21 protein-coding genes and 1 tRNA gene are annotated in these 19,930 nt (G+C 63.9%); 7 read left to right on the top strand and 15 right to left on the bottom strand.

From position 1 onward, the window contains the following. Positions 1 to 37: 37 nt before the first annotated feature. Together NKH04_RS14795 and NKH04_RS14790 are read right to left on the bottom strand one after the other, a co-directional pair. Positions 38 to 496, bottom strand: a complete 459-nt coding sequence (locus NKH04_RS14795) for a hypothetical protein (RefSeq protein ID WP_352683710.1) — start codon at positions 494 to 496, stop codon at positions 38 to 40. A 243-nt stretch (positions 497 to 739) separates the two neighbouring features. Beyond that, a tRNA-Ala gene (locus tag NKH04_RS14790) sits at positions 740 to 815 on the bottom strand. Positions 816 to 980: 165 nt separating this feature from the next. Between NKH04_RS14790 and NKH04_RS14785 the strand changes: the two genes are divergently transcribed. The 3 genes from NKH04_RS14785 (at position 981) to NKH04_RS14775 (ending at position 2,491) form a co-directional block, all read left to right on the top strand. Next, positions 981 to 1,271, top strand: a complete 291-nt coding sequence (locus NKH04_RS14785) for a YggT family protein (protein WP_023678162.1) — start codon at positions 981 to 983, stop codon at positions 1,269 to 1,271. Positions 1,272 to 1,284: 13 nt separating this feature from the next. Next, on the top strand, positions 1,285 to 1,605 hold the full coding sequence (locus tag NKH04_RS14780) for a DUF167 family protein (protein ID WP_352834659.1): 321 nt from the start codon (positions 1,285 to 1,287) through the stop codon (positions 1,603 to 1,605). Positions 1,606 to 1,777: 172 nt separating this feature from the next. After that, a complete protein-coding gene (locus NKH04_RS14775) occupies positions 1,778 to 2,491 on the top strand; it encodes a haloacid dehalogenase type II (RefSeq protein ID WP_353044481.1) in 714 nt (237 codons plus the stop codon). Between the two features lie 16 nt (positions 2,492 to 2,507). Here the strand turns inward: NKH04_RS14775 and NKH04_RS14770 are convergent, their stop codons facing one another. The 7 genes from NKH04_RS14770 to NKH04_RS14740 all read right to left on the bottom strand — a co-directional run bounded on the left by NKH04_RS14770 (position 2,508) and on the right by NKH04_RS14740 (position 9,673). After that, positions 2,508 to 3,476 (bottom strand): ABC transporter ATP-binding protein, encoded by a 969-nt coding sequence (locus NKH04_RS14770; RefSeq protein WP_352834664.1) that lies wholly within the window; start codon positions 3,474 to 3,476, stop codon positions 2,508 to 2,510. Beyond that, a complete protein-coding gene (locus tag NKH04_RS14765) occupies positions 3,476 to 4,486 on the bottom strand; it encodes an ABC transporter ATP-binding protein (protein WP_352681929.1) in 1,011 nt (336 codons plus the stop codon). Before NKH04_RS14765 ends, NKH04_RS14770 begins: the two co-directional genes overlap by 1 nt. After that, positions 4,483 to 5,400 carry a dihydrodipicolinate synthase family protein gene (locus NKH04_RS14760; RefSeq protein ID WP_352681864.1) on the bottom strand — a complete coding sequence of 306 codons (918 nt, stop codon included), beginning with the start codon at positions 5,398 to 5,400 and terminating at the stop codon, positions 4,483 to 4,485. Before NKH04_RS14760 ends, NKH04_RS14765 begins: the two co-directional genes overlap by 4 nt. Before the next feature lie 18 nt (positions 5,401 to 5,418). Next, the gene (locus NKH04_RS14755; RefSeq protein WP_352681866.1) at positions 5,419 to 6,321 is read right to left on the bottom strand and encodes an ABC transporter permease; all 903 of its coding nucleotides are present in this window, start codon (positions 6,319 to 6,321) and stop codon (positions 5,419 to 5,421) included. After that, positions 6,321 to 7,280, bottom strand: a complete 960-nt coding sequence (locus tag NKH04_RS14750) for an ABC transporter permease (protein ID WP_352681868.1) — start codon at positions 7,278 to 7,280, stop codon at positions 6,321 to 6,323. The genes NKH04_RS14755 and NKH04_RS14750 overlap by 1 nt, the downstream gene beginning before the upstream one ends. A 66-nt stretch (positions 7,281 to 7,346) precedes the next feature. Further along, on the bottom strand, positions 7,347 to 8,927 hold the full coding sequence (locus tag NKH04_RS14745; RefSeq protein ID WP_352834668.1) for an ABC transporter substrate-binding protein: 1,581 nt from the start codon (positions 8,925 to 8,927) through the stop codon (positions 7,347 to 7,349). A gap of 32 nt (positions 8,928 to 8,959) precedes the next feature. After that, a complete protein-coding gene (locus NKH04_RS14740) occupies positions 8,960 to 9,673 on the bottom strand; it encodes a FadR/GntR family transcriptional regulator (protein ID WP_352834670.1) in 714 nt (237 codons plus the stop codon). A gap of 97 nt (positions 9,674 to 9,770) precedes the next feature. Here NKH04_RS14740 and NKH04_RS14735 point away from each other — a divergent pair, with 97 nt between their 5' ends. From NKH04_RS14735 to NKH04_RS14725, 3 genes are read left to right on the top strand one after another with little or no spacing between them, the layout of a single operon-like run. Beyond that, on the top strand, positions 9,771 to 10,742 hold the full coding sequence (locus NKH04_RS14735; RefSeq protein ID WP_352834673.1) for a Gfo/Idh/MocA family protein: 972 nt from the start codon (positions 9,771 to 9,773) through the stop codon (positions 10,740 to 10,742). Continuing rightward, a complete protein-coding gene (locus NKH04_RS14730) occupies positions 10,739 to 11,734 on the top strand; it encodes a Gfo/Idh/MocA family protein (protein WP_352834676.1) in 996 nt (331 codons plus the stop codon). The genes NKH04_RS14735 and NKH04_RS14730 overlap by 4 nt, the downstream gene beginning before the upstream one ends. After that, positions 11,724 to 12,674: a dihydrodipicolinate synthase family protein gene (locus tag NKH04_RS14725; RefSeq protein ID WP_352834678.1), complete on the top strand. Its 951-nt coding sequence runs from the start codon at positions 11,724 to 11,726 to the stop codon at positions 12,672 to 12,674. Before NKH04_RS14730 ends, NKH04_RS14725 begins: the two co-directional genes overlap by 11 nt. A 34-nt stretch (positions 12,675 to 12,708) precedes the next feature. On the opposite strand, the gene NKH04_RS14720 is transcribed toward NKH04_RS14725, so the two are convergent. Together NKH04_RS14720 and NKH04_RS14715 are read right to left on the bottom strand one after the other, a co-directional pair. Next, positions 12,709 to 13,656, bottom strand: a complete 948-nt coding sequence (locus NKH04_RS14720; protein ID WP_352834679.1) for an LLM class flavin-dependent oxidoreductase — start codon at positions 13,654 to 13,656, stop codon at positions 12,709 to 12,711. A 130-nt stretch (positions 13,657 to 13,786) separates the two neighbouring features. After that, on the bottom strand, positions 13,787 to 13,942 hold the full coding sequence (locus NKH04_RS14715; RefSeq protein WP_023678176.1) for a hypothetical protein: 156 nt from the start codon (positions 13,940 to 13,942) through the stop codon (positions 13,787 to 13,789). Positions 13,943 to 14,206: 264 nt separating this feature from the next. Here NKH04_RS14715 and NKH04_RS14710 point away from each other — a divergent pair, with 264 nt between their 5' ends. After that, positions 14,207 to 14,974 (top strand): SDR family NAD(P)-dependent oxidoreductase, encoded by a 768-nt coding sequence (locus NKH04_RS14710; protein ID WP_352834681.1) that lies wholly within the window; start codon positions 14,207 to 14,209, stop codon positions 14,972 to 14,974. 14 nt (positions 14,975 to 14,988) lie between these two features. On the opposite strand, the gene NKH04_RS14705 is transcribed toward NKH04_RS14710, so the two are convergent. The 4 genes from NKH04_RS14705 to NKH04_RS14690 all read right to left on the bottom strand — a co-directional run bounded on the left by NKH04_RS14705 (position 14,989) and on the right by NKH04_RS14690 (position 19,781). Further along, on the bottom strand, positions 14,989 to 15,933 hold the full coding sequence (locus tag NKH04_RS14705; RefSeq protein ID WP_352574549.1) for an ABC transporter permease: 945 nt from the start codon (positions 15,931 to 15,933) through the stop codon (positions 14,989 to 14,991). Next, positions 15,930 to 16,985, bottom strand: coding sequence for an ABC transporter permease (locus NKH04_RS14700; protein ID WP_352834684.1), 1,056 nt, complete (start codon positions 16,983 to 16,985; stop codon positions 15,930 to 15,932). Before NKH04_RS14700 ends, NKH04_RS14705 begins: the two co-directional genes overlap by 4 nt. After that, positions 16,985 to 18,475 (bottom strand): ABC transporter ATP-binding protein, encoded by a 1,491-nt coding sequence (locus NKH04_RS14695; protein ID WP_502898597.1) that lies wholly within the window; start codon positions 18,473 to 18,475, stop codon positions 16,985 to 16,987. Before NKH04_RS14695 ends, NKH04_RS14700 begins: the two co-directional genes overlap by 1 nt. A gap of 274 nt (positions 18,476 to 18,749) precedes the next feature. Beyond that, on the bottom strand, positions 18,750 to 19,781 hold the full coding sequence (locus NKH04_RS14690) for a BMP family protein (RefSeq protein ID WP_352683733.1): 1,032 nt from the start codon (positions 19,779 to 19,781) through the stop codon (positions 18,750 to 18,752). Between the last annotated feature and the right edge of the window lie 149 nt (positions 19,782 to 19,930).

Genomic DNA, 19,930 nt, shown 5'->3' with positions numbered 1-19,930 from the left:
CTCGCCTGACGTGCCGTTCTCGCCGGCAAGGTCGCGGTTATCCCTTGTGCGACATGATATGCGAAACCCCGACACTCACGTCGGCGGTGTGTCTTGCCATCACTGCGTTCATTCGCATTGCAATCGCCGCATAGCCGTTTCGTTCGTGGTCGGTAACTTCCGAGGGCTTAAAGAGCCAAGGAAGGGGTGCAACCTGCGCGTCGGCGAAATTGGCCGGCAGGTTCGATGGCAAGGCCTTTTTCCCTAAAGGCAGCTCTAACCCAAGGTCGCTAAATTCCTCCTCGAGACTGGCGTGCAGATGAGAAAGCACCACATAGATCGCCAGCTTTGATCTAGTCCTTTCTGTGTTGTTTTGGTTGTACTCTTGAAGAACCTCATCGAACGATGGCGCTACGTCGCTTTCCGCGGCGGTAGCTCGTGTTGCAACAGCACCGGCCAGGGCAGTCGCTGCCATTCCTGTAAGACCTACAAAATCACGCCTTGTCGTGCTGGTCATGGTGAATTCCCCTCGGTTTTGAAGACGGACCAAGTCTGGCAAGGACGAGGCGCAGTGGCAATAGGCCGCATACGCTACTGCTGTAGAGGGTCTTTACGTCGCCGATGTGAATCCACCCGGCAACGATAGTGCCAAGCCGCCAGCAGGCCTGCAATGCGTTCGCGAGCTTCGTCTGAGAGACGCCGTGAATCCAAGGAGGACTTCCTTGGAATTCATCCAGGCAAAGGGTCGGAAAAAATCCGCTGGTGGAGCTGAGGAGGATCGAACTCCTGACCTCGTCATTGCGAACGACGCGCTCTCCCAGCTGAGCTACAGCCCCGTCCAGCGGATGGGGCTTTTATCGGCCGCTGCGGTTTCCTGTCAAGGCTGCGCTTGCTGCCGAAATGCCGCTCGGCCGTTCGTGCGCCCTCGCCCATGCGGCAGAAGGCGGCTCTTGCCGCTTTCACCTACAGTGGCTACATGTCGGCAACAATCGGAGACCGGCATGATCGCCCTCATTCAGACCATTGTCATGGCGCTTGACCTTTACTGGTGGATCATCATCGCCTCGGCGATATTTTCCTGGCTCTACGCCTTCAACGTCGTCAACTCCCGCAACCAGTTCGTCGACACCATCAGCAACATGCTCTATCGGCTGACCGAGCCGGCGCTGCGGCCGATCCGCCGCTTCATGCCCGACCTCGGCGGCATCGACATCTCGCCGATCATCCTGCTGCTGATCCTGTTCTTCATCCGGCAGTTCCTGCTCACCACCGTGCTTTCGCTGGTCGTCTGAGCCCAGAGCGTCGATGAGTGCGCCGTTCCGCACGCGCGCCGACGGCATCGACCTGTTTGTCCGGCTGACGCCGAAATCAGCGATGGACAGGCTGGAAGGCATCGAAACATCGGCGGATGGACGAAGCCATCTGAAGGCTCGCGTCCGCGCCGTGCCGGAAAACGGAGCCGCCAATCGAGCGCTGGAAAGGCTGGTAGCCAAGGCGCTTGGGGTGCCGGCATCGGGCGTCTCGATCGCTGCCGGCGGCACAGCTCGGCTGAAGGCGCTGCGCGTGCTTGGCGATCCCGCGGCGCTGGCGAAACGCATCGATACGCTGGGCACACCTGCGCCATGATCTCGGCTGGCTCACTTACCCGCAAAAAAAGGCCGGGCTGCAAAGCCCGGCCAGATGTGAAGGTCGAAAACCTTCAGAGGGGAACGCGCCGGACGAATGGGAGGAAACATCCGACGCGCATTGCATATGGGTTGGCGTCGGCGACGTTTCAATGAGGTCGGAGGAAAGCTCAATGACCACTACTCGAGTCCTATTCTTCGATGTTCTGGGAACCGTCGTTGATTGGCGCAGCGGTATCGCAAGGGAGGCCGGCGCCTTCCTCGCGCGAGTTGGTGCAGAGCAGGTCGATCCCGGTGAATTCGCCGATGCGTGGGCGTCGCGCTATGACGCCTCGACCGAGGCGATGCGGACGGGGCAGCGGCCTTTCGTGTCACTTGACGTAATCAACAGGGAGAATCTGGACGCCACCCTCGTCCAGTTCGGGCTGGCCCCATCCGAGCTGCCGACCGCCGAACTTGAGGAACTCAACCTCGCCTGGCACCGGCTGGAGCCGTGGCCCGATTCGCTGAAAGGCCTTGCGAGGCTGAAGGAACGCTTCATCATCGTGCCCTTATCAGGGGCCAATACCCGGCTGTTGCTGGATATGGCCAAGCGCGCCGGCCTGCCTTGGGACACCGTCCTTGGCTCGGATGTGTTCGGCACCTACAAGCCTGCGCCGCAGGCTTATCTCCGCGCAGTGGAGATCCTGGGGGTGCGACCTGCGGAGGCCGTGTTAATCGCCGCGCACAATGACGACCTGGCCGCGGCACGAAAATGCGGTATCGGAACCGCCTTTGTTGCTCGGCCAAAAGAGCATGGCCCGACGCAGACGACCGATCTCTCGCCTCTTGAGAGCTGGGACTTTGTGGCCGACGACCTTGTCCATCTCGCCCAAGTTCTCCCGTAGGCCGAGGGCAGAAAACCTAAGCGATGTCGTCGCGGATGCAGGCGTTCAGATGGCCCTCGGCTGTCGCCCTCAGCGGCGGTACAGCCCCGGCGCAAGCTTCCAGCGCGAACGGGCAACGGGTTCGGAAAACGCAGCCCGACGGCGGGTTTGCCGGGCTTGGAATATCGCCTTTGAGCACCTGCCGGCTTTGCCTGGCCAGCGGATCGAGCGACGGAATGGCTGACAGCAGCGCGCGCGTGTAGGGATGCTGGGGACGGGCATAAAGCTCGGCCGCCGGCGCAACCTCCATGATGCGCCCGAGATAGAGCACGATGACCGTGTCGCAGATGTACTCGACGACAGCCAGATCGTGCGAAATGAACAGCATGGTCAGGCCGAGCCGGAGCTGCAGGTCGCGCAACAGATTGATGATTTGCGCCTGGATCGAGACGTCGAGTGCCGAGACCGGCTCGTCGGCAACGATGAATTCCGGCTCGAGCGTCAGCGCCCGGGCGATGCCGATGCGCTGGCGCTGGCCGCCCGAAAATTCATGGGCGTAGCGGTCATAGGCGTCGACCGGCAACTCGACCGCGGCAAGTGCCTTCTCGGCCTTCACCCGCCGCTCGGACTTCTTGCCGATGCCTTGAATGTCCAGGCCTTCGGTGAGGATCTGCCCGATCGTCATGCGCGGCGACAGGCTGGCGAAGGGATCCTGGAAAATATACTGCATCTTGCGGCGCTGGCGGCGCAACTGGGCGGCACCCAGCCTGGTGATGTCGGTGCCGTCATAGCTGATTTGGCCGGATGTCGGCTCGATCAGACGCAGCACCGAGCGGCCGATCGTCGTCTTGCCGGAGCCGGATTCGCCGACCAGACCGACCACCTGGCCACGCCCGATATCGAAAGAAATATCCTCCAACGCCCTTACGACGGGTCCGCGCGAGAACGCTGTCGGCGCAAAATGCTTGGTCAGGTTTTTGACAGCGAGGAAAGGGGCGTCGGCCATCAGAGCTCCTCCCAACGCAGGCAGCGGCTTTGCTGGGTCGGCGTCGCCCCAAACAATGGCGGGACCGCGGCGCGGCAGGCAGCGATAGCCATTGGGCAACGCGGCGCGAAGGAACAGCCCTTGGGCAGCAAGGCGAGCGACGGAACATTTCCGGCAATGGTCGGCAGCGGCGTTCCCGCCGCCTTCAGCGCCGTGGCCTGGCCGAGCCGCGGCACCGAGCGCATCAACCCTGCGGTATAGGGATGGCGCGGACGGGTGAACACCTCGCTCACCGGACCCGATTCGACGATACGCCCGGCATACATCACCGCCACCCGGTCGGCGATTTCGGCGACGACTCCGAGATTGTGGGTGACGAACAGGATGCCCATGCCGCGCTGCGCCTGCAGTTCGGCCAAAAGATCGAGGATCTGGGCCTGTATGGTGACGTCCAGCGCGGTCGTCGGCTCGTCGGCGATCAGCAAGCCTGGATCGCAGGACAGGGCCATGGCTATGGTAGCACGCTGGCGCATCCCGCCCGAAAGTTCGTGTGGATATTGCCGCGCCCGCCGCTTCGGATCGGGAATGCCGACCTGTTCCAGCAGCCGCACCGCGTCTGCTTCTGCCTCGCGGTGCGATTTGCCGAGATGGATGCGGATCGGTTCGGCGATCTGCTCGCCAATCGTGTAGACCGGGTTTAGGCTGGTCATCGGCTCCTGGAACACCATGCCGATCTCGTTGCCGCGTATCTTGCGCAGCGACTCGGCATCGAGGCTGGTCAGCTCGGTGACCGTGCCGTTCTTGCGCCGCAGCGCGATCGACCCCTCTGCGATATGTCCGACCCTTTTCGGCAACAGGCCGATGATCGACAGGCTGGTGACGGATTTGCCGGATCCGGATTCGCCGACGAGCGCCACCGTCTCGCCGGCACCGATCGTCAGGTCGACATCCCTTACCGCCGCGATGTCGCGGCCCGCGATGCGGAACACCGAGCGCAGGCCGGAAATCGAGAGGATCGGCGCGACGCTCAGCGGAGCAGCCCCACATCGCGAAGGATCGCGTCGACCTTCGCGGTTTCCTCCTCGTTCAGGCTGCGTTGCGGCCGCGCCATGGTGTTCGAGGCGATGATGCCGAGGCTCTTCATCGCCGCCTTGAAGGCGCCGACGCCGGCCGAGCCGGCGCTGGTCCTGCCGAGCGAGATCCAGACGATCTCGAACAGTTTCAACAACCGCTCCTGCTCCAGGCGGGCTTCGGCATGCTGGCCCGCCTGCGTCAGCTTCCACAGCCTGACATAACCATGCGGGTCGACATTGGCGAGGCCCGGCACGACGCCATGCGCACCCATCGCCAGCACACTGTCGACCAGGATCTCGGAACCGGTCATGCCGAAAAAACTGGGATCGTCGGCCATGTCCTTGAGCACGTAACGCAGATTGCCGTCATCGCCGCTGGAATCCTTGATGCCCGCGATGGCGCCTTCCCTGGCGAGGCCGACCGTGGTCTTGCGCTCCAGCTTGATGTGAACGCAGACCGGGATATCGTAGGCGATGACCGGAATGTCGATCGCATCCTTGATATAGCGGAAGTGGTCGCCGATCTCCGGCTGGCTGGTGCGGGTATAAAACGGCGCGGTGACGACGATGGCGTCGGCGCCGGCCGATCTGGCGATCCGGGCGTGGTTGATGACGCGGTCGGTAGTCGGGTCGATGACCCCAGCGAAGATCGGAACCCGGCCGTTATTGACCTTGACCGCGTGCTCGAGGATGGCCCTGCGGCCCGCCTCGTCGTGGAAGACCACCTCGCTGGTCGAGCCGAGCACAAACAGCCCGTGAACACCACCGTCGAGCAGGTTCTCGATAGTGCGGGTGAACGACGGGAAGTCGATGCTGAAATCGGCATTGAGCGGGGTGACGACAGGTGGCACGACGCCGGTAAACAGGGGCATTTTGATGAACCTTTGAGGTCAGTTGAGATCGGAGCGGGGGTCGAATGCATCGCGCAGGCCGTCGCCGATGAAGTTGATGGCGAGCACGGTGAGCACCAGTGCGGCGCCCGGGAACATCCATTGCCAGGGGTAATTTTCAAGCACGACGGTGGAGCGGGCGAGATTGAGCATGTTGCCCCAGCTGGCTTCGGGCGGTGCGATGCCGAGGCCGAGGAAGGACAGGCCGGCCTCGAGCAGGATGGCGTTGGCGATCTGTAAGGTGGCGTAGACGACCAGGATATCGATGCAATTGGGCAGGCCGTGCCGGAACAAGAGATGCGGCAGCCCTGCCCCCATGCCGCGGGCGGCGACGACAAAGTCGCGCTCGCGCAGTTCGAGCAGCCGGGCACGCACCATGCGCGACAGCACCGGCCAGGAGAGCAGCGAGATCACCAGGATGGTCGGGGCGATGCCGGTGCCGGCGATCGAAGCCAGCACCAGCAGGAAGATCACCGGCGGCAGCGTCATCGCCAGGTCGACCAGGCGCATCACCGTGCCGTCGACAAGACGCCCGCCAAAGCTGGCGACGGCACCGACCAGGAAGCCGATGACGGTGGAGATGGCGACCGAGCTGACGGCAACCAGCAATGAGATCCGCCCGCCTTGCAGCAACCGGGCCATGACGTCGCGCCCGACGCCGTCGCTGCCCAGCCAATGAATGGCCGACGGCGCCTTGTTCATTGCTCGGAGGTCGATGGTGTTAGGACCGAACGCCCACCACAAAGGATACGTCGAAACCGCCAGCAGGATCGGGATGACGACCAAAAGCCCGGCACGCGCCGCGCGGTTTTCAAAAAAGCGGTCGAGCGCGCGGCGAAGCGGGCCTTTGGTTTGCGGCACGGCTGTCGGGTCAACTGTAGGATCTGGCGCCGTGATTGCCATCATGCCACCTGAATGCGCGGGTCGACGACGGCATAGACGACGTCGGTCAACAGGTTGACCAGGATGACGCAAACGCCGATCACCAGGGTAGCGCCCATGATCACCGGGTAATCGCGGGTGCCGACGGCGTTGACCAGAAGCAGTCCCATGCCCGGCCAGTTGAACACGCTTTCCAGGAAGATGGCGCCGCCGATGGCGATGCCGACAGTCGAGCCGATCAAGGTAATGACCGGCAAGAGCGCATTGCGGGTCGCGTGCTTGATGATCACCCAGAACTCGCGCACGCCCTTGGCACGCGCCGTCCGCACGTAATCCTGGTTGAGCACTTCCAGCAGCGAGGCGCGCATGTAACGCATGATCACCGCGGCATGGCCGACGGACAGCAGGCAGGCGGGCAGGACGAGGTGCGCAAGCACATCCGTCGCCGAGAACGGCGCACCCGCGGTCTGCATGCCGCCGGACGGCGCCCAGCGCAGCAGCACCGAGAAGAAATAGAGACCGAGCAGCGCTGTCAGAAAAGCCGGGCTGGAGATACCGATAAACGACAGCACCGACAGCGCGATGTCGGATGGTTCGTTACGGCGCACCGCGCTGAAAATGCCGGCGGAAATGCCGAGCACGATGGCGATCGCCAGGCCCGTACCCATCAGCAGCGCCGTCGGGCCGATGCGTTCCATGACCAGTGGCAGCACGGCAACGCCGCTGCGCTGGATCGAATAGCCGAAGTCACCGCTCAGCGCCGCGCGCAGCCAGGCGAGATATTGCACGGGAAGCGGCCGATCGAGCCCGAGCCGTTCGCGCAGGCCCTCGAGGTCGGAAGCCGACATGGGGACCGATGGGTTGATATAGGCGTCGATCGGATCGCCCGGCGCCAGCCGCAACAGGATGAAGATGAGGACGCTGAGCGCGACCAGCATCAGCAATCCTGTGGCGCTGCGGCGGGCGATGAAGCTCAACATGGGCTTTCCGTGGCGGTGGCAGGCGGCGGCAAAGTGGTCCCGCCTGCTCGCTTGCTTGCGGGTTTCTTACTGGATGTCCCAGCGCTCGGGGTGAGCTGCGTAGGGGCCGCCGCCCGGCGCCGGCGTCCAGACGAAGTCATGCAGCTTGTTGGAGGCTACGCCATAGCGGTTGGCCACCCACAACGTCGCCCAGGGTAGCTCCTTGTTCATCACCTTGCAGACCCCCTGCCAGGATTGATCGAGCTTGGCCGGATCGGTTTGGCCTAGCGCGGCGTCCAATGCGGTGCTCAGATCGTCGAACTCGATGCGCATGGTGTTGAAGCCTGCCGGCGGGATCTGCGACTTGTTGAGGCCGGGATTGAGGCCGGCCGGGTTGGGGCCGTTCTGCAGGCCGGCATAGACCATCGGAAAGGCGTTCCAGTCCGGCGTGCCTTGCTTGTAGACGATGCCGTTGTAGGTCGGCGTATCGACGACCCGCGGCACCACATTGATGCCGACCTCGGCCAGCATCGACTGGACAGCGGCCATCACATTGGCCGCTTGCGGCGAGCCGTAATAGGTCAGCAAGGTGATCGGCTTGTCGCCGTTGATCTTGTCCCAGCCGGCCTCGCTCAGCAGCGCCTTGGCCTTTGCCGGATCGTAGGCATAGGGTTCGAGGCCTGCGGGAACGAGATGCGGCGCGACATAGCCGCAATTGGCTGGCTCGGCGGCACCGCCGTAGAGGCTGTCGATGATGGCGTTGCGATCGATCGCGTACATGATCGCCTGGCGGACACGGATATCCCTAAACAGGTCGACCTTCTGGTTCAGGCCGATATAGTTGACCACGTACGAGGCACCTTCGATCACCTTGAAATTGCTGTCGCTCTTGAACGATGCCGCATCGTCGGGCTCGACATAGGTGAACTGGATTTCGCCGGCACGGAGTGCGGCAACGGCCGCCGCCGGCGACTCGAAATAGCGGTTGATGAGCACGTCTACCTTCGGCTTGCCGCCGCGATAATCGTCATCGGCTGCCAGTTCGACATATTGGTCGGTCACGTAGCGCTTGAACTTGAACGGGCCGGTGCCGACCGGTGTGGTCGACCACCAGGTGCTTGTCGCCAGCGATTCCGGCGGCAGAGCGGCCAGGGCATGCTCCGGCAGGATCATCAGCTGCGAGAGGATGGATAGAAACGAGCCGTTCGGTTTCGATAGCTTCACCACTGCGGTGTGGTCATCCGGCGCATCGATCGAGGCGATGTCGGCGAGGCGGGCGGCAAACAGGCTGCCGGAGGCCTTGTTCCTGGCAAGCTCGAGGGTGAACTTGACGTCCTTCGAGGTGAACGGCTTGCCGTCGTGCCAGGTCTCGTTGACCAGGTTGAACGTATAGCTCAGCTGGTCGTCGCTGATCTTGTAGTCCTTGGCGAGGTCGCCTTCGATCTCGGTCAGCCCGGCATTGTAGATGACCAGCGGTTCAAAATAGGTGCTGAGCCAGGTGTAGCCGCCGGTCGCGACCAGCGGGTTGAAGTTCTTGGGAAAACCGCCGGGGCCGACGTCGAAGCCGCCCGCAATGGTCTTGGCGCTTTGTGCCTGGACACTGGTCAATGGGGCAATGCTGGCGAGCAGCAGCCCGGCGACTGAGAATGCGATGGTCCTGATGCGCATGGTTTCCTCCCTTGGCATAGTCAGGTTGTTCTTCAGCTTGCTCGGTTTTTGGCGATAACCCGCTGGATCCCCCGGTAATGGTCATCGAGCCGCCGACGCGCCTGGTCGACATCCTTGGCGGCGACAGCCTCGACGATCTCGTGATGGTCGCGCCATGTCGCCAGCGGCGTCGGATTGTCGAGATTGGTGAAATTCGAGGCCTTGTTGAACGCCATCCAGAAGATGTCGATCAGCGCGCTCAGCATGCGATTGTTCTGGCAGCGGAACAGCAGCTGATGGAATTGCTGGTCCTCTTCGGCGAAGCTCTCATGGCGCTCGGCACGTTGCCGCATGCGCTCGGTCAACTGGCGCAGCGCTTCGATATCTTCGGCGCTGATCATCTCGATCGTCTTGGCGATGAGGCCGGTTTCCAGCACGCGACGGATTTCGCGCAGCTCTTCGACGTCGCGCAGCGAATCCTGCAAACCGTAGGCCAGGTTGTCCAGCAGCGGCTTGAACGAGAACTCCTTGACGAACACGCCGATGCCGCGTCGCGTCTCCAGGATGCCGATCGATTCCAGCGCCTTGATGGCTTCGCGCACGGAGTTGCGGCCGACGCCGAGCCGCTGCGCCAGGAACGTCTCCGGCGGCAAAGGATCGCCGGCCTTGAGCTGGTTGCTTTCGATATAGGCCCTGAGGCTTTCCTGCACGGTGACGTGCAGCAGCGGTGGTCTGCTCAACGGTTCGATCGACTTCAGTTCCGCCATCCCACTGCTTTCATCATCCGCTGAAGCTTGCCCGCCGCTTGTCGTATAGCCACTTGTAGGATATCCTGCAAGCCCATAGCAAACGTGCTGCCTCCGAATGAAGATTATCCTCGCCGGCTCGAGCCACTGGCACGCCGAAATGCACCTCGACGCCGCACGCTTTCACGGTGCGGAGATCGCCGGTATCTGGGACGAGAACCCTGGCCAAGCGCATGCGTTCGCCGCGCACCACGACCTGCCGTTTATCGAAGATTTCAAGGAGATACTCTCCAGCCCGCCGGATGTGATCCTGTTGATGGGGCACCCTTCGATGGTGCCGGCGCGGGCACGTGCGATCATCGCGGCAAGGATACCGCTGATCCTGGAGAAGCCGGCGGCCAGCCATACGAGGGAACTGATGGCGCTGCGCGACCTTGCCAGGCAGTACCAGGCTTTTGTCGCTGTTCCCCTGCCCAACCGTTTCGGGCCGGCCGTTGCCGGCCTTGAACGGCTGCGCCGGCAAGGTCGCGCCGGCCCCGTGGCGCATTGCCAGTTCCGGCTGGTCAACGGCCCACCGCAACGCTACATCGCCGACGGTGTCGCCTGGGTGCTCGACCCGGCGGTTGGTGGCGGGGGTGCGTTGAGGAATCTCGGCATACACGGCGTCGACGCGGCACTCAGCCTCGCAACCGGCAAACTCGGCCTGAAAAGCGTTTCGATCGCGAACCGCATCCATCCCGGCCCGGTCGAGGATCACGCACTTCTGGTGCTGGAAGACGAGGCCGGCGCGCTGTTCATCGTCGAGGCCGGTTACTCCTTTGCTTCGATGCGCCCCGGCGGTGACTTCGAGTGGCGCATCGTCAGTGCCAATGCCACCCTCATCGATCATGGCGACCATGTTATCTGCGCAACGCTCGACGACGCGGCAATCGTCGACTTGCCGGTCGAACTGCCGGCAACGCGCTACCGTCTGTTCATACGCGATACGCTTGACCGGCTGGCCAGAAAGGCGCCTCCGCCGGTGTCCATCGAAGATTATGTTGCGGCGATGTCGCTGATCGACGCCGCTTATCAAAAGGCAGGACCATGATTGGAATAGGAATTATCGGCGCCGGCGATTTCGGCGCAGCCCATGCGCGGGCAATCCGTGAGGTTGGCGGCATTCGCCTCGTCGCCGCCTCTCGAGGAAATGCCGACGCACTGCAGCAATTCACCGCTGAACATGGCGGCCGCGGCTACGCGGACTGGCGAAGGCTGCTGGACGACAAGGAGGTCGATGCGGTCCTCATTGCCAGCCCGCACCATCTCCATGCCGAAATGGCCATCGGCGCGGCAAAGGCCGGCAAGCATATCCTGCTCGAAAAACCTATGGCGCCGACGGTGGCTGCCTGCGATGCGATCAACGCCGCCGTGGCCAAGGATGGCGTCAAGCTGATGGTCGCCCACCTGATGCATTTCGCCCTGCCCTGCATGGCGGCCAGGCAAATTCTGGAGGAAGGCGAGCTCGGCCGGCCGCTCGCCGGATCGAGCTGGATCATCAAGCTGTGGATGGAGCACAATCGCCGCGACTGGCATCTGCGCAAGGCGACCGGCGGCGGCATGCTGTTGACGGCCGGCATCCACGCGGTCGATCGCCTGGTCTGGCTGATGGATGACGATGTCGTGTCGGTGAGCGGCATGCTCGGCGCCAAGTTCCATGACCAGGAAGCAGACGACAGCGCTCTGCTCGGATTGCGCTTCGCCGGCGGCGGCATCGGCCAGGTGCAGAGCGTCGGCTATCGCACCGGCGCCACCACCTATGCCATGGATCTGGTCTGCGAGCGGGGAACGCTGCGCATCGACATGGACCGCGGCACCATGCTTGGCCGCGAGACGGTCTGGACCGAGCTGCCCGGTTCCTTTGAGCCGAACTGGATGCATAACGCGCTGGTGCGCGAATGGAGCGCAATGCGCGATGCCATTGCCGATGACACGCCGGTGCCGGTCGACGGCATCTATGCGCGCAAGATCGTCGCCATTATCGAGGCTGCCTTCGCGTCGAACGAAACCCGCCGCGAACACGAGATCGCCGGTGGACGCTGACCTCGACGACCATCTGGCCCGCTTGCCCGCACACGCACCGCGCGGCATCTGGGGCGCGGTGATGCTGGCCATCGACGATCGCGGAGCGATCGACTGGCAGGCGACGGAAGAGACGATCGCCCGGCTCTGCGCCTCAGGCATCGACGGCGTCTATTCCAATGGCACGGCCTGCGAATTCCATTGCCAGACCGAGCCCGAATTCGACCGGCTTTGTGAGTTGGTCGCAACCATAGCCGGCCGCGCGCGCCTTCCTTTCCAGATCGGCATCAGCCAGTCCAATCCGCGCGTCGCGCTCGAGCGACTGACGCGGGTCGCCGGACTTCGCCCGGCGGCGGTGCAGTTCACGCTGCCCGACTGGTGGCCGCCCAGCGACGACGAGGTCATGCGCTTTGCCGGCGGCCTGTGCGAGGCCGCGCCTGAAACACCGCTGGTGCTCTACAATCCGCCGCACGCCAAGCGCCACCTGACGCTCGACGGCATCGCCAGTCTGCGTGCGGCCGTGCCATCGCTGGTCGGCGCCAAGCTGCCGGGCGGCGACGCCGGCTGGTATGCCGACATGCGCCGCAAACTGGACGGATTTTCCGTCTTCGTCCCCGGCCACACGCTGGCAACAGGCTATGCTGGAGGTGCCCATGGCAGCTATTCCAACGTTGCCTGCCTCAACCCGAAGGGCGCGGTGCAGTGGTGGCAGATGATCCGCACCGACATGGTCGCAGCTGCCGAGGTCGAGGCCCGCATATGGGCGTTCCTCGCCGCACATGTTCTACCGTTTCGCACCCGTTACGATGTCAGCGATGCAGCACTCGACAAGGCGATGGCGGCGGCCGGCGGCTGGGCGCCGCTCGGTCCGCGATTGCTCTGGCCCTACAACTCGGTTCCCGACGAGGAGATCCCGACGCTGGCCAAGGCCGCTTACGCGGCTTTCCCGGAATGGTGGTAGACCCGTCACCAAGGCGCGGGACGACGGTGGCTCTTCAGCAGCCGGCGCGTGCTCCCTGTGTCGCGCGTGACGCAAACGCCCCCGGCTGAGGGACATCGGCCTCGCGCCGTGCCAGTGAATTGCGCAAGAGCGCGATCGCCTCGCGGCCGGCGGTCGCAATCTCGCGTGGCCTGTCGACGCCGACGATCATGAACTCCTTGATCCCCAAAGCGGCGTAGGAAAGCAGCGACAGCGCGACCTGCGCCGGCGGCCCGGCAAGTTCGAGCGCCTTCTGGCAGGAAGCGGCCGATTTGTCTTCCGAACGGATTCGGACGGGAAGCGCGAAACGCAGCTTGCCGGCCCGGCCGTGTTCGGCAGCAGCGCCGCGTACGCGCTCCATTGACTGGTGAATTTCTGCAAGCGAGCCAGGCGCCAGCTCGAACACGTCCGCATGCCTGCCCGCGACCCTGAGCGCAGTGCCCGACTGCCCGCCCATGCGGATGGTCACATCGGCACCATGCGGCCCCTTGCGCGGCACATAGCCGCCTTTGATGCTGTAAAAGGTGCCTTCATGGTCGAACGGCCTGTCGTTCGACCACAACCGCTTCAGCAGCACCAGATATTCATCAATGCGTTGCCAGACCACTGTGTGGCCGGCCGGACGTGCCTCGGCATCGTCGTCGCTCAGCGGCTCGCTGAGCATCCTGAGCGACAGCCGGCCACCGCTTCTCGCGTCGAGGGCAGCGAGCTGCCGCGCCGCCACGGTTGGTTCGATCACGCCTGCCCAATGCGTGAGCACGACCTCCAGGGACGAGGTCCGGTCCAGCGTCTGGGCGGCAAGGTCCATATTGGTCAGCAGCCCGGCCTGGTCGTCGATGACGATCCTCTGGAATCCAGCATCCTCGATCAGTGACAGCTTCGTCGCGGTCTCGACAAAGTCATAGAAAAAGCTGGCGTCGGCAGCGTGGATCTTACCGGGAACATGCGTGAACTCGATCGGCATTGCCATCTCCTCCATCACGTTGGAATCAGGGCGCGCAAATGCACACCGGCATTCGGTTCATCAACTCCGGAATTTCTGCAAACGGCAGGCCGCTATCCCGAGGAAGCCTCGATGATCAGAGCCTTGACAATCAGGGGATCAGCCCCAGTACCACTGCCCCGGTGAATACAAACGCAAGGGCAAAGACGAGATAGGCGAAAGCACCGGCATAGGCCGGCCGCCACACCTGGTCGGAACCCAGCCTTTGGCCTTTGCGGGCAGTCTGAGCGTTCTGGCTATAGGACATATCGACCTCCGTCTCGGCGCTTAATCTATAAAATCAGTAGACTTTGTCGAGTGCTATTTTCGCGCGATCCTTAGAACAATTTTCTCCAAACGGCGGACAAGTTAGTGCTTTTACTGCTTAGCGCTGCCTTTTGCGGCATGCCGGGGTGACGGCAGGAAACGTCAGGTCCATGTGTCTGTGGCTCCTTGGCCATCCAATGGATGAGGGATAGCATCGCTTCAGCGGAAAGCCGCGACGTCACGGCAAGGCAGCAGGGAGCAAACCATGGGGACAAGACTGGCCGGCAAGGTCGCCATCATTTCGGGTGGCGCGACAGGAATGGGCGGTGCGGCCTCGGAGCTTTTCGCGGCCGAGGGCGCCAAGGTGGCGATCGTCGACCGCAACGGCGAAGCGGCGGCGGCCACCGCAGCGGCAATCAGGCAACGCGGCCATGTCGCCGAACACTGGGTCGCCGACGTATCGGATGAGGCACAGGTCGAAGCGGCGGTGAAGGGCGCGACGGAAAAATTCGGCCCGGTCACGGTTCTGTTCAACCACGCCGGCACCCTCGTCATCAAACCCTTCCTGGAGACCACGCTGCAGGAATGGGACTGGCTGCATGCCGTCAATGTGCGTTCGATGTTCCTGATGGCGCGCGCCGTGCTGCCCGGCATGATCGCCGCCGGCGGTGGTTCCATCGTCTGCACCTCGTCGATCTCGGCGGTGGCGGCGACGCCGATGGAGGTGCTTTACGACACCACCAAGGGCGCCTGCCACATGTTCGCGCGCGCCATCGCCGTCGAGTTCCGCGACCGCAACATCCGCTGCAATGCGGTCTGTCCAGGCTTCATCAGGACACCGCATGGCCTGCGCGAGGTCGCCGATCTCGACAAACTCGGCGTCGATGTCTCCGACGCGGCAATGGCGGCGCAACAAGGGCGGATCGGCGAGCCGGAAGAGGTCGCGAAGGCAGCCCTGTTCCTGGCCAGCGACGAGGCCAGCTTCGTCAACGGCGCCCATCTGTTCGTCGATAACGGCTTCACCGCGATGTGAAAGGCGAAGCGCCGCTACCGCTCTTCGCGCCGGAACGGCTTGAGCAGCGCCGACGGGGCCACCGCATTGCGCGACATCACCGCCATAGCGACGATGGTGAAGATGAACGGCAGCATCAGGAAGGCCTCGTAGGGGATATGGCCAAGCCCGCTCGCCTGCATGCGCAACTGCAGGGCATCGACGAAGGCAAACAGCAGTGCCGCGCCTGCCGATCGCCACGGATCCCAGCGGCCGAAAACGACGAGCGCGATTGCCACCCAGCCACGCCCCGAAACCACGCCGAAGGTGAAGGCGTTGAATTGCGCCATCGACAGGAAGGCACCGGCCAGTCCCATCAAGGCACCGCCGAGGATCACCGCCTGGAAGCGTGTTGCAATGACGCTGACGCCGGCCGAATCGGCGGCGCGCGGGTTTTCGCCGACCATGCGGACCGACAGGCCCCAAGGCGTGCGGTAGAGCACGAAGGCGGCCAGGGGAATGGCCAGCATCGCCATGTAGACCAGCGAAAACTGGTTGAACACCGCCGGCCCGAGCACCGGAATGCCGGACAGGATCGGGATCGGCAGCGTCTCGAACCCCTTGATGTTCGGTGGCACCGATTGCTGGCCGAAGATCAGCCGGTAGAGGAAATAGGCAAGGCCCGACGAGAACAGCGTCACGCCGATGCCGCAGACATGCTGGCTGAGGCCGAGCGCAACCGTGAACAGCGCGTGCACGGCGCCCATCAGCGCCCCGGTCAGCACCGCCGCTAGCACGCCAAGCCAGAGGCTGCCGCTGAGGCTCGCCGCGGTGAAGCCGGTCATCGCCGACAAAAGCATGATGCCTTCGATGCCGAGATTGAGCACCCCCGCGCGCTCGGAGAACATCTCGCCCAGCGTCGCGAAGGCCAGCGGCGTGGCGATGCGGATGATGGCGGCCAGGAAGCCGACCTGGAAGATCTGTTCCAGCACCACGCTCATTTGGCTATTCCCACGCGACGGATGCGATAGGCGGTGAACAGCAGCGCCACCAGCATGGCGAGCAGCGCCGTTCCCTGGATGACATCGCTGAGGAAGGCCGGAACGCCGGTCGCCCGCGACATCGCCTCGGCGCCGGTCATGACGGCGGCAAGGAAGATCGCCGCCGGCACGACGCCGAGCGGATTGAGCCTCGCCAGCATGGCGACGACGATGCCGGAATAGCCATAGCCCGGCGAGATGTCGCTCATCACCTGGAAATGCACGCCGCCGACCTCGCCGACGCCGGCAAGGCCGGCCAATGCGCCAGACAGCAGCGCCGTCGAAATCAGCACCCGCTCGACATTGATGCCGCCATAGCGCGCCGCCTCGGGGTTTTCGCCGGTGACCCTGATGCGGAAGCCGAGCGTGGTGCGCGCGACCACGAACCAGATGACCGGTGCCGCGACCAGCGCCGCGACGACGCCGAGATGCAGCCGTGTGCCTTCGAGCAGCACCGGAAAATTGGCCGTATCCTCGATCGGCGGCGAGATCGGGTAGCCGCTGAAACTGTCCTTCCATGGCCCCTCGATCAGCGCCATCAGTGCATAGAAAATGACCGAGTTGAGCAGCAGTGAGCTGACCACGTCATCGACCCTGAATTTTACCCTCAGCGTGGCGGGGATCAGGGCGACGGCCGCGCCGGCGGCAGCGCCCGCCAGCGCCATCAGCAGCATGGCGAGCGGCCCCGGCATCGGGATTGCACCGACGGCACAGCTCGCCGCCGCACCAGCCAGCAATTGCCCTTCGGCGCCGATGTTCCAGAATTTGGCGCGGAAGGCGACCGCCACGGCCAGTCCGGTGAAGATCATCGGCGCGGCACGCACCAGCGTTTCGGTGATGGCGTAGCTGTCGCCCAAAGACGCCGAAAACATAACGCCATAAGCCTCGACGACGCCGGCGCCGGCCAGTGCGATGAGGCCGCTGCACAGGATCAGCGTCGCGCCGATAGCGAGCAGCGGCAGCGCCAGATTGAACCAGGCGGGCGTTGAGGTGCGGGCCTCGAGACGGAACATCAGGCATGGCCCTCCGCTCCGGTCATCATCAACCCGAGTCTGGCGATGCTGGCGTCGGCGCTGTTCAGCGTGCCGACGATGCGGCCTTCATACATCACCGCGATACGATCCGAGAGCATCAGCAACTCTTCCAGATCCTCGCCGATGACAATGATGCCGCAGCGCTTGGCGCGCATGTCGAGGAATTTTTCGTGGATGAAGCGCGCGGCGCCGATGTCGAGGCCGCGAGTCGGCTGCGAAACGATCAGCACCTTCGGATCGAAGGCGAGTTCGCGCGCCAAAAGCGCCTTCTGCAGATTGCCGCCGGAAAGCGCCCCGGCGCGCGTCATCGGCCCGGGGCAACGTATATCGTAGGCTTTGATCTGTGCCTCGGCGAAGGCGCGGATCCCATCCGGCTTGAGCAGGCCGTTGCGGCTGAACGCCGCCGTGCCGATGCGCGGCAGCACCATCGAATCGGCGAGCGGCAGATTGGTGACCAGCCCTGTCGTCATACGGTCTTCCGGGATGCGGCCGAGGCCGAGCGCCTGCACTGTGCTCGGCGAGAACCGCGAAACCGTTTTGCCGGCTATGGTCATCTTCCCGGCATCGGGCGCACGCACGCCGGAGATGACCTCGGCAAGCGCGCGCTGGCCATTGCCGGAGACGCCGGCGATGCCGAGGATCTCGCCGCCACGAACCGACAGCGAAACATCGCGCAGCGCCATGCCGGAATGATGCGATGTCGAGATACCGTCGAGGGTCAGCACGGCCGCACCCGGCATCGACGGTCCTCTGGCCGGAGGCACGATCTCGTGGCCGCACATCAGCCGCGCCATCTCCGACGACGTGGTGCTGGCCGGCGCATCGACGCGGCCGGCAACGCGCCCATGCCGGAGCACGACGCAGCGATGCGTCAGCGCTCGCACCTCGTTGAGCTTATGCGAGATGAAAATGATGCCGAGCCCTTGTGCCGCCATCGAGCGCAGCGCCGAAAACAGCCCGTCGACCTCGGTTGGCGCCAACACCGCCGTCGGCTCGTCGAGGATCAGCAGCCTTGCGCCGCGAAACAGCGCCTTGACGATTTCGAGCCGCTGTTGCTCGCCGACCGACAGCGCCGAGACGGGGAGGTCCGGGTCGAGCGTCAGCCCGTGCTGGCGGCCGATCTCGGCGAGCCGCGCCAGCCCGCCGGCGCGGTCGATCCGGCCCGATCTGCCGGGAATGCCGATCAAGAGGTTCTCCAGCACCGAAAGCCGTGGTGCGAGATGAAAATGCTGGTGCACCATGCCGATGCCGACGGCCAGCGCATCGGCCGAACTGTTGATCGCCACCGACCGGCCCTGCACCAGGATCTCGCCGGCATCGGGCGCATAGGCGCCGAACAGCACGTTCATCAGCGTCGTCTTGCCGGCACCGTTTTCGCCGAGCAGCCCGAGGATTTCACCCGGCGCGACGCTGAGATCGACGGCCTCGTTCGCCTGGACGGCGCCAAAGCTCTTGGAGATGCCGCGCATTTCGATGAGAGGGGCAGGCGTTGACAAGGGTGCTCCCGATCGGAATTGGCTTTACGGTTCAGGTTTGATCGACGGGAATGCGCTGCACCCCCCTCTGGCCTGCCGGCCATCTCCCCCTCAAGGGGGGAGATCGGATGTCACTTCGGCTTTCGCAAATCGTCAGCGCTGAAGAAGAGGTGCTGTCGGCGAAGCTGCTAATCTCCCCCCTTGAGGGGGAGATGGCCGGCAGGCCAGAGGGGGGTGCGACAAGCACCGGACCCCCAAAAGACAGCGCTCAGTCCGAGACCGGCGTATTCTCATCGACGTCGACGCGGAAATTGCCGTCGAGGATCTCGGCCTTCTTCTTCTCGACCAGTTCCTTGACCTCGGCCGGCAGCGTCTTGTCGAACTTGTGGTAGGGCGCGAGATAGGAGCCGCCCTTGGCCATGCGCGAGAAATCGCCGTAATCCTGCGCGGTGAAGACGCCGGCCTTGACCAGCTTGATCGCCTGCTCGACGGTCGGATACATGTCCCAGACCGGCCCGGTGATCACGGTGTCGGGGCCGAGGCTCGACTGGTCCGACATGTTGGAGATAGCGAGGATCTTCTTCTCCGCCGCCGCTTCGATGACGCCGAAGCGCTCGGCATAGATGACGTCGACGCCGGCGTCGATCTGGGCGACCGCCGCTTCCTTTGCCTTTGGCGGATCGAAGAACGAGCCGATGAAGGCGACCTTCTTCTTGATGTCGGGATTGACCTCCCTGGCGCCGGCAAAGAAGGCGTTGACCAGCCGGTTCACTTCCGGAATGCCCATCGCCGCGACGGCGCCGATCGTGCCCGATTTCGACATTTTTCCGGCGATCATGCCGGACAGATAGGCCGGCTCGTGGATCCAGTTGTCGAAGACGCCGAAATTCGGCTCGGCCGGCCCGGCGCCGGAGCCGAACAGGAAGGCGGTCTTCGGGAACTGCTTGGCGGTCCTGCGCGATTCGCGCTCGGCGGCGAAGGCATCGCCCAGCACCAGCTCATAGCCGCCCTGCGCATATTCGCGCATGACGCGGCTGAAATCGGCCGTCTGCACCTTCTCCGACCATTTGTATTCGATGCCGAGTTCCTTCTCGGCCTTCTGCAGGGCAACGTGGATCTGGTTGTCCCACGGCTCCTCGATCGGCGTGGCGAAGATAGCCGCCACTTTCAGCTTCTTGGTCTTGGCAAAGGCGCTGCCCGGCAGCATCGCCGCCGCCAGGCCGAGCGCGCCCAGCTCCAGCACGTTGCGGCGCGAAAGCTCTTCGCGTTTCGATTGGATTCTGCTCTTCCCGTTGTCCATTGCATGCCCCTCTGATTGGCGCCGTGTCGAGCCGGCTCTCTTCTCTGGAATATCAGCGAAGGAACTATGGAACGGTGCCCGGCTTTTGTCCACATGGTCAAATTTGAGTGGGCGGAACGCGCCATTAAATGGTCCGGCAAATCGACGCT

The organism is Mesorhizobium sp. M1365 (assembly GCF_040317865.1).
In the GTDB taxonomy this organism is placed as follows: domain Bacteria; phylum Pseudomonadota; class Alphaproteobacteria; order Rhizobiales; family Rhizobiaceae; genus Mesorhizobium.
The sequence above is the reverse complement of the archived record's forward strand: the minus strand, read 5'-3'. Positions and strand labels throughout refer to the sequence as shown.

What these genes read in the sequence shown, in the direction of transcription:
- NKH04_RS14795 (WP_352683710.1), bottom strand. Translation starts at nt 496, where the DNA reads ATGACCAGCACGACAAGGCGTGATTTTGTAGGTCTTACAGGAATGGCA.
- NKH04_RS14785 (WP_023678162.1), top strand. Translation starts at nt 981, where the DNA reads ATGATCGCCCTCATTCAGACCATTGTCATGGCGCTTGACCTTTACTGG.
- NKH04_RS14780 (WP_352834659.1), top strand. Translation starts at nt 1,285, where the DNA reads ATGAGTGCGCCGTTCCGCACGCGCGCCGACGGCATCGACCTGTTTGTC.
- NKH04_RS14775 (WP_353044481.1), top strand. Translation starts at nt 1,778, where the DNA reads ATGACCACTACTCGAGTCCTATTCTTCGATGTTCTGGGAACCGTCGTT.
- NKH04_RS14770 (WP_352834664.1), bottom strand. Translation starts at nt 3,476, where the DNA reads ATGGCCGACGCCCCTTTCCTCGCTGTCAAAAACCTGACCAAGCATTTT.
- NKH04_RS14760 (WP_352681864.1), bottom strand. Translation starts at nt 5,400, where the DNA reads ATGCCCCTGTTTACCGGCGTCGTGCCACCTGTCGTCACCCCGCTCAAT.
- NKH04_RS14755 (WP_352681866.1), bottom strand. Translation starts at nt 6,321, where the DNA reads ATGGCAATCACGGCGCCAGATCCTACAGTTGACCCGACAGCCGTGCCG.
- NKH04_RS14750 (WP_352681868.1), bottom strand. Translation starts at nt 7,280, where the DNA reads ATGTTGAGCTTCATCGCCCGCCGCAGCGCCACAGGATTGCTGATGCTG.
- NKH04_RS14745 (WP_352834668.1), bottom strand. Translation starts at nt 8,927, where the DNA reads ATGCGCATCAGGACCATCGCATTCTCAGTCGCCGGGCTGCTGCTCGCC.
- NKH04_RS14740 (WP_352834670.1), bottom strand. Translation starts at nt 9,673, where the DNA reads ATGGCGGAACTGAAGTCGATCGAACCGTTGAGCAGACCACCGCTGCTG.
- NKH04_RS14735 (WP_352834673.1), top strand. Translation starts at nt 9,771, where the DNA reads ATGAAGATTATCCTCGCCGGCTCGAGCCACTGGCACGCCGAAATGCAC.
- NKH04_RS14730 (WP_352834676.1), top strand. Translation starts at nt 10,739, where the DNA reads ATGATTGGAATAGGAATTATCGGCGCCGGCGATTTCGGCGCAGCCCAT.
- NKH04_RS14720 (WP_352834679.1), bottom strand. Translation starts at nt 13,656, where the DNA reads ATGCCGATCGAGTTCACGCATGTTCCCGGTAAGATCCACGCTGCCGAC.
- NKH04_RS14715 (WP_023678176.1), bottom strand. Translation starts at nt 13,942, where the DNA reads ATGTCCTATAGCCAGAACGCTCAGACTGCCCGCAAAGGCCAAAGGCTG.
- NKH04_RS14710 (WP_352834681.1), top strand. Translation starts at nt 14,207, where the DNA reads ATGGGGACAAGACTGGCCGGCAAGGTCGCCATCATTTCGGGTGGCGCG.
- NKH04_RS14705 (WP_352574549.1), bottom strand. Translation starts at nt 15,933, where the DNA reads ATGAGCGTGGTGCTGGAACAGATCTTCCAGGTCGGCTTCCTGGCCGCC.
- NKH04_RS14700 (WP_352834684.1), bottom strand. Translation starts at nt 16,985, where the DNA reads ATGTTCCGTCTCGAGGCCCGCACCTCAACGCCCGCCTGGTTCAATCTG.
- NKH04_RS14695 (WP_502898597.1), bottom strand. Translation starts at nt 18,475, where the DNA reads ATGCGCGGCATCTCCAAGAGCTTTGGCGCCGTCCAGGCGAACGAGGCC.
- NKH04_RS14690 (WP_352683733.1), bottom strand. Translation starts at nt 19,781, where the DNA reads ATGGACAACGGGAAGAGCAGAATCCAATCGAAACGCGAAGAGCTTTCG.